This is a genomic window from Streptomyces sp. NPDC060064 (genome assembly GCF_042736455.1).
Lineage (GTDB): Bacteria > Actinomycetota > Actinomycetes > Streptomycetales > Streptomycetaceae > Streptomyces.
Map to the genome: position 1 here is coordinate 63,091 of NZ_JBHWWF010000003.1, position 12,189 is coordinate 75,279.

Sequence of the window (12,189 nt, forward strand, 5' to 3'; positions counted from 1 at the left end):
GGACGTGGCAGCACAGCGCACGGGGTCACGGTTGCACGAACGCCGCGCCCGCGTCCCGCAGCAGCGCGTGCAGCCGGGCGAAGACCTCCGCCGACCGTCCGCCCGGCCAGCCCTGCGGCAGCAGCTCGACCGGCAGGCCCGGATCCACGTACGGCAGCCGCCGCCAGGAGTCCAGCGCCGACAGATAGTCCCGGTACGCGTCCTGCGCAGGCACCTCGTCGCGCGCCTCCCACGCCCGCAGCACCGGCCCGTGCAGATCCAGGAACTCCTCGTGCTGCTTGGCGATCGCCGCCAGATCCCACCAGCGCGCCACCGCCTCCGCCGTGGGCGCGAAGCCGAGGTGCTCGCCGCGGAACAGCTCGACATACGGGTCGAGCTGGAGCCGCCGCAGCGTGTGCCGGGTCTCCTCGTACAGCCGCGCCGGCGCGATCCAGACACCGGGCGCCGCCGACCCGAAGCCGAGCCGGGCCAGCCGGGAACGCAGCAGATGGCGCTTGTGGCGCTCGGCCTCCGGCACCGAGAAGACGGCGAGCACCCAGCCGTCGGACAGTGAAGGGGAGTGCCGGGTGTAGATACGCCGGTCCCCGTCGTCGAGCAGCTGGCGCGCATCCGCCGAGAGCGTGTAACCGGCGGCCCCGTCCGCGGTGCGCTCGGGGATCAGCAGGCCGCGGCGTTTGAGCCGGGACACCGAGGAACGCACCGACGGGGCGTCGACGTCGAGGACTGCCAGCAGACGGATGAGTTCGGCCACGGGGACAGGCCCCGACCGTTCGCGTCCGTACGCGCCGTACAGGGTGACGATCAGGGAGCGGGGGGTGTGCTGCTCGGCCACGTGATCACTCTATGGCCCGCAGCCGGTAGCGCTGCAGCTTGCCGGTCGGGGTGCGCGGAAGTGCGTCGAGGAAGACGATCTCGCGCGGACATTTGTACGGTGTCAGCCGCCGTTTCACGGAGTCGGTCAGCGCGGCGGCGGTGTCGTCGCCGGCCGGGACCCCGTCGCGCAGCACGACGTACGCCACCACGATCTGGCCCCGCAGCGGGTGGGTACGGCCGATTACCGCGGCCTCCGCCACATCCGGGTGGTGCAGCAGCGCGTCCTCCACCTCCGGTCCCGCGATGTTGTAGCCGGCCGAAATGATCATGTCGTCGGCGCGTGCGACATAGCGGAAATAGCCGTCCGGCTCACGTACATACGTGTCGCCTGTGACGTTCCAGCCGTCATGTACGTACTCCCCCTGGCGAGGGTCGGCCAGATAGCGGCAGCCCACCGGGCCGCGCACGGCCAGCAGCCCCGGCTCGCCGTCCGGGACCGGCAGGCCGGCGGTGTCCACCACGCGCGCGTGCCACCCCGGAACCGGGATCCCGGTGGTCCCCGGTCTGATCGACTCGTCCGCCGCCGAGATGAAGATGTGCAGCAGCTCGGTCGCGCCGATGCCGTTGATGATGCGCAGCCCGGTCCGCTCCTGCCAGGCACGCCAGGTGGCGGCGGGCAGATTCTCACCGGCGGACACACAGCGCCGCAGCGAACCGGTGTCGTGCGCCTCGAGCTCGTCCAGCATCACGCGGTACGCGGTCGGCGCGGTGAACAGGACCGACACCCGGTGCGCGGCGATCGCGGACAACAGCTGCCTGGGGCCCGCCTGTTCGAGCAGCAGCGCCGACGCCCCCGCCCGCATCGGGAAGATCACCAAGCCGCCGAGCCCGAAAGTGAAGCCCAGGGGCGGGCTGCCCGCGAAGACATCGTCGGGCTCGGGCCGCAGTACCCGCGCGGAGAAGGTGTCCGCTACGGCCAGCACATCCCGGTGGAAGTGCATGCATCCCTTGGGGCGGCCGGTCGTGCCCGAGGTGAATGCGATCAGCGCGACATCGTCGGCCGCGGTCGCCACCGCTTGGTACGGCTCCGGCGCCGCGCCGGCGGCCAGCCCCAGCAGATCGTCGGGGGAGTCACCGCCGTACGCCGTGATGCGCAGCCCCGGCACCTCCGCCTTCGCCAGATCGTCGACCGACCGGATGTCGCACAGGGCGTGGCTGACGGCGGCGATCTCGCAGACCGTGGCCAGTTCCCTGGCCCGCTGCTGGGCCAGAACGGTGACCGCCACCGCGCCCGCCTTCATCACGGCCAGCCAGCAGGCGGCGAGCCAGGGGCTCGTCGGCCCGCGCAGCAGGACGCGATTTCCGGGGACCACTCCAAGACCGGAGGTGAGGACATGCGCGATCCGGTCGACCTGGTCGCGCAGCTCTCCGTAGGTCCAGACTTCGCCGCCGCCGGTACGGAAGACGGGCCGCTCGGCGCCGAATCGCTGGATCGTACGGTCCAGCAGCTCGGCCCCGCAGTTGAGCCGCTGCGGATAGTTCAGTTCGGGCAGGTCGAGGAGGATTTCCGGCCACTGCCCGGTGGGCGGGAGGTGGTCGCGCGGAAAGGTGTCGAGGTGGGCCGAGGGTGTCAGCTCCATGGTTCGCCCCTTCTCGTGGTGGGGTCGCGAATCGAGCGTATCGTGAAGGTGACGACAGTCAACGGTCCGCGATACCCTGCTTTCCCAGGGGGCACCCCCGGACCCCGGCCGCACGAAGTGGGGGCACGGATGCCCGTATTTTCACTCGATCCGGCACAGACCGCCTGGTGTGCGCAGCTGCGCACCCTGGCCGACGAGCGGCTGCGACCGCTCGTGGAGAAGGCGGAGCCGGGCCGCGTCAACCGCCCCTTGGTCGCTGCTCTCGGCGAACTCGGCTTGCTGCAACGCCTGTTCGGGGCCGGTGCGCTCGAGCTTTGCCTGCTGCGCGAATCGCTGGCGTACGGCTGTACGGAGGCCGAGACCGCCCTCGCCCTCCAGGGTCTGGGCAGCTACCCGCTGGTCCAGGCGGGTACGGCCGCCCAGCAGGAGCGCTGGCTGCCCGAGGTGATCGCGGGGCGTGCCGTTGCCGCTTTCGCGCTGAGCGAGCCGGACGCCGGCTCGGACGCGGCGGCACTCGCCCTCAAAGCCGTGCCGGATCAAGGAGGCTGGCGGCTGAGCGGCGAGAAGCGCTGGATCTCCAACGCCCCCGAGGCCGACTTCTACACTGTCTTCGCCCGTACGACGGAGGGCGCCGGCGCACGTGGGGTCACCGCGTTCCTCGTCCCGGCGGACCGGCCGGGACTGACCGGGACCGCGCTGGAGATGCTCTCGCCGCACCCCATCGGCGCACTTGCTTTCAACGATGTTCCGGTGACCGGCGACGACGTCCTCGGCGAGACCGACCGCGGCTTCCGTGTCGCCATGAACACCCTGAACCTCTTCCGGCCCAGCGTCGGCGCTTTCGCGGTCGGCATGGCCCAGGCCGCCCTGGACGCGGCCCTCGAGCACACCGCCCGCCGCACCGCCTTCGGCGGTCCGCTCAAGGAGCTCCAGTCCGTCGCCCACCAGGTCGCCGAGATGGCGACACGGACCGAGGCCGCGCAGCTTCTCGTGTACGCCGCGGCCGCCGCATATGACGAAGGGGCCGCCGACGTGCCGAAGCGGTCCGCGATGGCGAAGCTGCTGGCGACGGAGACCGCGCAGTACGTCGTGGACGCCGCCGTCCAGTTGCACGGCGCCCGCGCGCTCCAGCGCGGCCACCTCCTGGAACACCTTTACCGAGAGGTCCGCGCCCCCCGGATCTACGAGGGCGCCACCGAGGTCCAGCGCACGATCATCGCCAAGGAGCTGTATTCCAAGGAGCAGTGCGCGAAGGGGCCGTACAAGGAGTCGCACGCAGAGGAGCCGCACGCATGAGCCTGCACCGCCACAATCCGGCCGAGCTCTCGCCGCCCACCGGCTTCTCGCACGCTGTCACCGCCACCGGCTCACGCCTTGTGTTCCTGGCCGGGCAGACCGCGCTGGACACCGACGGGAAGATCGTCGGCGAGACGCTGCCCGAGCAGTTCGAGACTGCACTGGCGAATCTGCTCACCGCCCTCGCGGCCTCCGGCGGCGCCCCGCAGGACCTCGCCCGGGTCACGGTCTACGCCACCGATGTCGCCGACTACCGCCTTCATGCGGCTGAACTGGGCCGTATCTGGCGGCGGTTGGCGGGCCGCGACTACCCCGCGATGGCGGTGATCGGCATTGTCCGGCTCTGGGACGACGAGGCCCTGGTCGAGCTCGACGGTATGGCCGTGCTCCCCTGACCGGGGTCTGGCGGCCCGGAGCCTCCGTGCATAACATCGTTATGACCCGAGGGGAGCCGTCATGCCGGAGATCGAACTCAGCGCAGGGACGATCGCGTACGAGGACACGGGAGGCCCCGGCCCCGTCGTTGTGCTGCTGCACGGGCTGGTCCACGACGCGACGGTCTGGCGCAAGGTCGTCGCCGGACTGGCACGGGACCACCGCTGTATCGCCCCGACCCTGCCCTACGGCTCGCACCGCACCCCCATGCGCCCGGACGTCCCGCTCGGCCCCGACTCCGTCAATGAGCTGATCGCGGAGTTCCTGGACCGCCTGGACCTGCGCGAGGTGACCCTCGTCGAGAGCGACTGCGGACGCGCCCAGACCGTCGCGGGACGCCATCCCGAGCGGCTCGCCCGGCTCGTGCTCATCTCCTGCGAGGCCTTCGACAACTACCCGCCGGGCGCACCCGGCAAGATGATCTCGCTCGTCTGCAAAGTGCCCGGCGGCGTCGCGCTGATGGCCCGGATCCTGGCGCTGAAGCCGCTGCGCCGACTGCCCATCGGCCTCGGCGCGCTCACCAGGCGTCCCGTACCGCACGAGATCGCCGACGGCTGGCTGCGGCCGCTGCTCACCGACAAGGCCATCAGGAACGACTTCCGCCGCTACAACGCGGGTGTACGCAAGACCGAACTCCTCGAAGCGGCCGAAGGACTACGGAAGTTCGACCGGCCCGCGCTGGTGGTGTGGGCAACGGAGGACCGGATGATGCCGAGGGAACACGGCCGACGGCTGGCCGAACTGCTGCCGCAGGGACGGCTGCTGGAGATCGAGGACAGCTGCACGCTGATCGCCGAGGACCAGCCGGAGCGCCTGACGGAGGCGCTGCGTGCCTTCATCGCGGAGACTGTCGCGGAACGGTCTTGATCGATTGGTGGTGCGCCCGCCCCGGGTTTACCGTCGATGGGTAGACGGATTCGTCTACTGACCCTCGTAAGAGGGACACGATCCGCCATGACGACCCCGCAGCCGATACCCACCTCGCAGACCGCCGCGTCGGACAAGAAACTCGGCGGCAACGGGATCGCGCTCCTCGTCATCGCCTCGTGCCAGTTGATGGTGGTACTCGATGTCACCATCGTGAACATCGCGCTCCCGCACATTCAGAGCGCGCTGAACTTCTCGACCACGAGCCTTTCCTGGGTCGTCAGCGCCTATACGCTCACCTTCGGCGGCCTGCTCCTCCTCGGCGGCCGCACCGGTGACATACTCGGCCGCCGCCGGGTTTTCATGTTCGGCGTCATGGTCTTCGCGCTCGCCTCTCTGCTCGGCGGCCTCTCCCAGAGCTCAGGCCAGCTCCTTGCCTCTCGCGCCCTGCAGGGCGTCGGCGGCGCCATCGCATCGCCGACCGCGCTCGCACTGATCACCACCACCTTCACCGAAGGCCCGGCCCGCAACCGGGCGTTCGGAGCTTTCGCGGCGGTCTCCGCGGGCGGCGGCGCGATCGGTCTGCTGGCAGGCGGCATCCTCGTCGAATGGCTCGACTGGCGCTGGGTGTTCTTCGTCAATGTGCCGATCGCCCTGCTCATCGTTCTGGCGACGCCCCGCCACATCAAGGAGTCCGAGCGCCATCCGGGCCACTTCGACCTGACCGGTGCGCTGACCTCGACGCTCGGCATGGTGGCGCTGGTCTACGGCTTCATCCGGGCCGCGCAGGAAGGCTGGCGCGACCGGCTCACGCTCGCGTCGTTCGCCGCGGCGGTGGTGCTCCTCACGACCTTCATCCTCATCGAGCGCCGCTCGAAGCAGCCGATCACGCCACTGCACATGTTCGCCGACCGCAATAGGGCAGGCACCTACGGAATCATGCTGAGCCTCGCCGCCGCGATCTTCGGCATGTTCTTCTTCCTCACGCTCTTCGTGCAGGACGTGCTGGACTTCAGCCCGCTCCAGGCCGGCCTCGCCTTTCTGCCGGTGAGCGCGGTCATCGCGGTGGGCGCGGGCATCGCCTCCCAACTTCTGCCGAAGTACGGCCCGAAACCGTTCATGGTGACCGGTGCGATCCTGGCCGCGGTGGGACTGTCCTGGCTGACCCTCACCGATATCCATTCGACCTATCTGGGCAGCATCCTGGGACCGATGCTCATCTTCGGCCTCGGCATGGGCATGAACTTCGTCTCGCTGACCCTGATGGCCGTCTCCGGTGTGCCCAGACATGAGACGGGCGCGGCCTCCGGCATGCTCAACGCGACCCAGCAGGTGGGCGGTTCGCTCGGCCTGTCCATTCTGGTGACGGTCTTCGGTACGGCCAGCCGCAACGAGGCCAAGGAGCAGATACCGCTCTTCATGACCCAGGCCACCCCGGTGGAACGGCTGAGTTTCCGGCGCACCGGACAGCTCCCACCGCCATGGGGCGACGAGGTGCTGACCTCCGGAATCTCCGTCGCGTTCATCGTGGCCGCCATCTTCACGGTGATCGCCGCGGTGATCGCCCTCTTGGCCATCCAGGTCCGCCCCTCGGACCTGGCACGCCTCCAGGGAGGGGGCACTCCCGGGCAGCCCTGAGACTCATTCGGGGACTGCGCTGCTGGTGACGGTGAACAGGGCTCCGTCCGGATCGCGCAGCGTGGCCTCCTCGCCCTGTGGCATCGAGCTCTGTCCCAGGACGAGGCCTCCATTGCGGCGGGCTGCCTCCACGGTGGCCTCGACGTCGCCGACCGGGAAGTGGCAGTGCCAGTGGGGCCGGAGCGTGGGGTCCGGTGCCGCCCCCGTCGCGCCGGAGCTGAGGCGCGCGAGCACATGCCCTTTGCTGCGCAGCACGACTTCGTCCTCCTCGTAGTCGACCTGGCAGGAGCCGGGGCGATCGGATGCCCACTCGAGGACTTCGCCGTAGAAGATCGCCGCCTCGAAGGCGTTGCGGGTCCGCAGACGCAGCCAGACGGGCGCCTTCTTGCGCCCGGTCAGCCAGTCGGAGACGAGCAGTCCCTCCCAGATGCCGAAGACGGCGCCGTCGCGGTCGGCAGCCAGCGCCCCCCGCCCCATGGAGAAGGTGAGCGGGCCGACCGCGACGGTGCCGCTGCGCTCCCGGATCCGCGCGGCGGTCTCATCCGTATCGATGACGGCGAAGTACGGGGTCCAGGCGACGGCGACCTGCAACGTGGACGCCAGCGCCCCGATTCCGGCGACCGGCGCACCCTCGAGGAAAGCGGTACTGAACTCGTCGCCCAGTACGCCCTTCCGGAATTCCCACCCCATGACCGCGCCGTAGAAATCCTGCGCGCCCTGCAGGTCACGTGTCATCAGACTGACCCAGCACGGCGCGCCGAACACTGCGGCGCTCGATGTCACTCCTGCGGATCCGGCTGCTCTCGTTGGCTTGTCCATCACTCGGCGTCCCGGTCGGATTGGGGCGTTATGCACCCCCAGCCCCCTTATCCTCCCCTGAACAGGGCAGGCTCGCGAACCGCGCGCGTACTCTCAGTGACGGACGGGGACGGTGACGAGCCGGTCAGATGTCCCGGAACTGACGCGCGGGGTTTCCGGCAGGGGCGATCATCTCGGGTGGCCCCTCCCACCTGCGCCTCGGGCCGGAGCGGGGCCCTGCACGAACTCGTCGATGGAAGGACTGCGGTCAGCTCTGCCGGCATCGGCTGACCAGGCCGAGAGCGCCGGGTCGGTTCGTGTCAGCCGGTCCAGTGGCCCGAGGTGAACGTCACCGCGAGCACCACCGTCAGCGGAGCCACTACACCGACGTACGCCTCCTTCACCCACGTGCGCCGCAGGCTCCAGTGGGCCAGGCCGGTCCACAGCGGCCACCAGAGCAGGGTTGCGCGGGGGATGGACAGGTACCAGTACGACGTCCCCAGGGCCCACAGGCTGAGCCCGATGTACACGGCTTCCGGCCAGCGGCGGCGGAGCAGAAGGACGAAGAGCAGCAGGACACCGACCGCCATGGCGGCCAGTTCGAGCTGGAACTCCCAGGCGTAGCCGGTGGTCTGGAGGTGGTCGAAGGCGTTCCGCCAGGTGTTCCGGAACGCTTCGGCGGGAGTGTGGAAGTCGCGGTGCCAGCCGCGTTCCTGCGCGTGCTTCCAGGCTGTCCAGTCGCCGGTGTTCGCGTGCAGGTAGACGGTGTAGGCCGTGGCGGGTACGGCGGGCAAAGCGCACCAGGGCAGGGAGCGCCAACGGCGGCGCCCTCGGCGGTCGGCTCGGGCCAGGACGCATTCGACCGTGATCGCGGCGGCCAGGAACAGGCCGCTGATCCGGGTGGTGGTGGCCAAGGCGGCGAGAACGCCCGCGACCGGCCAGTTGCGGTTCTTCGCCGCGAGCCAGGCCGGCAGCGCGAACGCGAGGAAGAGGGATTCCGTGTATCCGGCTGCCAGGAACACCGCGGCGGGCGACAGCAACAGAAAGCCCGTGGCCCGTCGGCCGGCCCGAGCGCTGTCCGGTCGGCCCAGCCCGGCGATCCTGGCCAGGGCTACGACGGCCACCGCACCGCTCACCAGGGAGATCAGCAGGCCGGCCACGGCCCAGTCGGTGATGAGGGTGTGCACGGTGCGCAGCAGGAGGGGGAAACCGGGGAAGAAGGCCACCCGGTTGTCGGACGCGGGGTCGATTCCCGGGAAGGGGTCGAAGTAGCCGTACTGGGCTATGCGTTGATAGTGCACCCAGTCCCATTGCTCCCAGCGGGACAGCCATGGGGCGGGTGTCCTGGCGTCGGATCCGGCAGGGGACAGCCAGGCGGTGCAGTAGGCGACGAGCCACAGCCCGAGGCGCGTGAACAGGTAGAGCCGGAGCACCCGGAGGTCCGTCGGGGTCAGTCGGTCGAGCAGTCGCCGCTGCTCGGGGGCGCCGGTGGGGTTCCGTACGGGACCTGGATTGCCTGCAGGAGCACGGTGTGCCGGACTCGAGGCCGACTGCTCGGCGGTGGGCAGGGTCGTGGTCATCGGGCATCCATTCCTGGGTCCGTCGGTTACGGGACGCCGAGTTCGAAAAGGCCGTAGCCCGCGTACGAGCCGGAAGCCAGGGCCGCGATGCCGAGGAGCATGAGCTGGTGGGTCGGGCTGAGGCGGCGCAGGGCGAGGGCGAGCGGGAGAAAGAGCGGGAAGAGGGGGAGCAGATAGCGGGAGACGTTGCCGAATATCTGCTGGCTGCCCAGGACGAGGACGAGGGTGAGGACGGTGTAGACCATCAGGACGGTCGGGGGACGCAGCCGGATCAGCAGCGGGAGCAGTGCGAGCGCTAGCAGGACGACACCGACGCCGATCAGGTCCGCGAAGGGCCAGGCGGAGAGATAGTCGAAGTGGCCCACCGGGACGGATGTGAGGACGTCGAGGGTGTGCCGGCCGTAGTCCCACTCGTGGGCCCAGGCACCGGACTGAAGCCTGAAGTAGCCGCCGTAGTCGCCCATTTGGTGACCCACCCAGCCGAGATGGGCGAGGAGGCCGAGCGGGGCGACGGCCATCGCGGCCACCGGACGCAGGATGCCGTCCCGGCGACGGTGGAGCGCGAGCAGGGCCGCGACGGCGACGGCGGCGATCAGCGCCACGGCGGTGGGCCGGTTGAGCCCTGCCACGCAGGTGAGGAGACCGGCGGTGAGCCAGCGGCGGCTCAGGACGGCATGGCAGGCCCAGACGGCCAGGGCCACGTAGAGGGAGTCGGAGTAGACCGCCCACTCCACGCCGGAACCGGGCCAGACGGCCCAGAGTCCGGCCGCGGCCAGCCCGGCCCGTCTGCCGCCGAGGCGTTCGGTGATGGCGTAGATGCCCAGGGCGGCGGCCAAGGAGGCGACGACGGAGACCAGCAGGCCGGCGCCGTACAGGCCGAGGCCGGTGAGCTCGGAGACCAGCCGCATCAGCGCCGGGTAGAGCGGGAAGAACGCCGCCGAGTTCCCTTCGAGTGTGATCGGGCCGGTGGCGCCGGGGATCGGGACCAGCTGAGGGTCGTACCCGTGCGCGGCGATCTGCTGGTACCACCAGCCGTCCCAGCTGGCCAGGACGTCCCACGGGTGGGCGCCGCCGCCGAAGCGCGGGTTCTTCGTGCGGTAGTCGCCGGCGGAGTGCAGCAGCCACATGAAGGCGGCGAAGCCGATGAACTTGAGCGTGCCGTAGACGGCCAGTACGGGGCCGTAGTGCTCGGCTGTGCGGCGCAGCCGGCGCCGGCGGTCGGGGCCCGTGGTGGCGGGCTGCTGCGACAGCCTCGCGTTCCAGCTGAGGGTGCCGGTCGCGGTCGTACGGGCGGTGGTCCTGATCATGCGCGGAACACCCACGCTCGGAAGGACAGGAACCGCAGCAGCGTCGCGGCCAGGTTGGCGGCGAGAAGTACGGCGAGTTCGGTGGCGTGCCCGGCCGAGGGCACCGCGTGGTGCAGGGCGGCGAGCGATCCGGCGGTGAGCGCCAGGCCGATCAGGAGGACGACCAGGCCCCTGCCCTGGTGGCGCAGCACACCGCCGCGGCCACGGAGGCCGAAGGTGAGCCGCCTGTTCACGGTCGTGTTGGCGACGGCGCAGACCAGCAGCGCGAGTGCGTTGGCGGTCTGGGATCCGGCCACCGGGCGCAGCGCCGCGTAGAGGAGCAGGTATGCGAGGGTGCTGACGGCGCCTACGGCGGCGAAGCACACGAGTTGGGTGGCGAGCCTGCCCGGTGCGTCGGCGCCCCCGTCGCGGAGCGACCCGCCCGGCGGCAGCGTGCCCCGCGCCAGTGCCCCGCCGATCCTGGCGATGCCGCGCAGGTCGGCCAGTGCCGTGGCGAGGATGTCGACCCGGGTGTCGGGATCGTCCACCCAGTCGACCGGCACCTCATGGATGCGCAGCCCGGCACGCTCGGCGAGCACCAGCAGTTCGGTGTCGAAGAACCACTCCGAGTCCTGAACGAGGGGCAGTAGTCGCTCGGCCACATCACGCCGCACCGCCTTGAATCCGCACTGCGCGTCGGAGAAGCCCACGGCGAGGACGGAGCGCAGGAGGGCGTTGTAGCAACGAGAGGTGATCTCTCGCTTGGGGCCGCGCACCACCCGGGAACCGGGGGCCAGGCGGGTGCCGATGGCGATATCGGAGTGGCCGGAGAGCAGCGGGGCCACGAGCGGCAGCAACGCCGTCAGTTCCGTGGACAGGTCCACGTCCATGTACGCGAGTACGGGGGCCGACGAGAGCGACCAGGCGGTACGCAGCGCCCGGCCGCGCCCCTTCTCGGCCAGCTGAAGCCACTGTGCTTCGGGCAGTTCGTCTGCCAGCCGGGCGGCGATCCGCGGGGTGCTGTCCGTGCTGGCGTTGTCGGCGATGGTGATACGGAACGGATAGGGGAAGGTCTCGCACAGGTGTGTGTGGAGCCGCCGCACGCTCGGCTCCAGATCCCTCTCCTCATTGAACACGGGGACGACCACGTCCAGGACGGGCTCCGGGTGGTGCGTCGCCACCGGTGCGCGGTGCGGCAGTCGGCTCAGGTCCTTCAGCGCAAGTGACCCTTGATTTCTCATGTTTTGTCCTTTTTGTGACCTGGCGTGGGGCAGGCCGAAGACACTCGGGGCGAGGGTGGGCCAGGGCGTTACGGGGTGACGAGCGAGGGCGAGGCGGTCGACGACTAGTTCCGCGCGGTCGCCGTACCCGAAGGCGGGGCCGAGGTCGGGGGCGGCGACGCGCCCTCCGTGCTCCCCGGCGGGGTCTCAGTGGCCGTGGCCGAACTGTCGGCCGTGGCCGTACTCCCGTCCGTGGCCGGCGGCGTGATGGCGGCGGTCCCGTCCGGGGATGCGGGGCCAGTGGAAGTTTCCGATGAGGAGGGTTCGCTCGTGGACACGTCGGGTGTCGCGGGCGGGGCGGAGGGTGACGGGCTCGTCGCGGGCTGTGGGCGGGGGTGGCTGGGCTCGACCCGGGTCGCGTGGCCGGGCAGCAGGAACAGCCCGACACTGAGGCCGACAACGGCCAGGGCGGCGCCGGCGGCCCTCTGCGCGGCCCGTCTGCGAGAGCGGACATGCACCCCTGCCCGGAGACGTTCCTGGTGCCTCGGCTCGAACGGTGCGGGCGCCTCGGTGTCGCGCAGCATCTGTGCCAGCTGCCGCTCGAAGTGATCCATGG

General features: G+C 70.5%; 11 protein-coding genes. 4 read left to right on the plus strand and 7 right to left on the minus strand.

From position 1 onward, the window contains the following. Nucleotides 1-25: 25 nt before the first annotated feature. Together ACFWDI_RS04565 and ACFWDI_RS04570 are read right to left on the minus strand one after the other, a co-directional pair. Nucleotides 26-832 (minus strand): PaaX family transcriptional regulator C-terminal domain-containing protein, encoded by an 807-nt coding sequence (locus ACFWDI_RS04565; protein WP_385301293.1) that lies wholly within the window; start codon nucleotides 830-832, stop codon nucleotides 26-28. A gap of 4 nt (nucleotides 833-836) precedes the next feature. Beyond that, nucleotides 837-2,453 (minus strand): AMP-binding protein, encoded by a 1,617-nt coding sequence (locus ACFWDI_RS04570; protein WP_385301295.1) that lies wholly within the window; start codon nucleotides 2,451-2,453, stop codon nucleotides 837-839. Between the two features lie 129 nt (nucleotides 2,454-2,582). Here ACFWDI_RS04570 and ACFWDI_RS04575 point away from each other — a divergent pair, with 129 nt between their 5' ends. The 4 genes from ACFWDI_RS04575 to ACFWDI_RS04590 all read left to right on the plus strand — a co-directional run bounded on the left by ACFWDI_RS04575 (nucleotide 2,583) and on the right by ACFWDI_RS04590 (nucleotide 6,689). Beyond that, nucleotides 2,583-3,749 (plus strand): acyl-CoA dehydrogenase family protein, encoded by a 1,167-nt coding sequence (locus ACFWDI_RS04575; RefSeq protein WP_385301296.1) that lies wholly within the window; start codon nucleotides 2,583-2,585, stop codon nucleotides 3,747-3,749. Further along, the gene (locus ACFWDI_RS04580) at nucleotides 3,746-4,144 is read left to right on the plus strand and encodes a RidA family protein (protein WP_385301297.1); all 399 of its coding nucleotides are present in this window, start codon (nucleotides 3,746-3,748) and stop codon (nucleotides 4,142-4,144) included. Before ACFWDI_RS04575 ends, ACFWDI_RS04580 begins: the two co-directional genes overlap by 4 nt. A gap of 61 nt (nucleotides 4,145-4,205) precedes the next feature. After that, nucleotides 4,206-5,051, plus strand: a complete 846-nt coding sequence (locus ACFWDI_RS04585; RefSeq protein ID WP_385301298.1) for an alpha/beta fold hydrolase — start codon at nucleotides 4,206-4,208, stop codon at nucleotides 5,049-5,051. A gap of 87 nt (nucleotides 5,052-5,138) precedes the next feature. Next, a complete protein-coding gene (locus ACFWDI_RS04590; protein WP_385301299.1) occupies nucleotides 5,139-6,689 on the plus strand; it encodes an MFS transporter in 1,551 nt (516 codons plus the stop codon). A 3-nt stretch (nucleotides 6,690-6,692) separates the two neighbouring features. Here ACFWDI_RS04590 and ACFWDI_RS04595 read toward each other — a convergent pair whose 3' ends face one another. From ACFWDI_RS04595 to ACFWDI_RS04615, 5 genes are all read right to left on the minus strand, one after another. Beyond that, on the minus strand, nucleotides 6,693-7,508 hold the full coding sequence (locus tag ACFWDI_RS04595) for a VOC family protein (RefSeq protein ID WP_385301300.1): 816 nt from the start codon (nucleotides 7,506-7,508) through the stop codon (nucleotides 6,693-6,695). A gap of 299 nt (nucleotides 7,509-7,807) precedes the next feature. Further along, the gene (locus ACFWDI_RS04600; RefSeq protein ID WP_385301301.1) at nucleotides 7,808-9,067 is read right to left on the minus strand and encodes a mannosyltransferase family protein; all 1,260 of its coding nucleotides are present in this window, start codon (nucleotides 9,065-9,067) and stop codon (nucleotides 7,808-7,810) included. Between the two features lie 26 nt (nucleotides 9,068-9,093). Then, nucleotides 9,094-10,374, minus strand: a complete 1,281-nt coding sequence (locus ACFWDI_RS04605) for a glycosyltransferase family 39 protein (protein ID WP_385301303.1) — start codon at nucleotides 10,372-10,374, stop codon at nucleotides 9,094-9,096. Beyond that, nucleotides 10,371-11,594: a glycosyltransferase gene (locus ACFWDI_RS04610; RefSeq protein WP_385301305.1), complete on the minus strand. Its 1,224-nt coding sequence runs from the start codon at nucleotides 11,592-11,594 to the stop codon at nucleotides 10,371-10,373. The genes ACFWDI_RS04605 and ACFWDI_RS04610 overlap by 4 nt, the downstream gene beginning before the upstream one ends. A gap of 104 nt (nucleotides 11,595-11,698) precedes the next feature. Continuing rightward, a complete protein-coding gene (locus tag ACFWDI_RS04615) occupies nucleotides 11,699-12,187 on the minus strand; it encodes a hypothetical protein (protein ID WP_385301306.1) in 489 nt (162 codons plus the stop codon). Nucleotides 12,188-12,189: the final 2 nt, after the last annotated feature.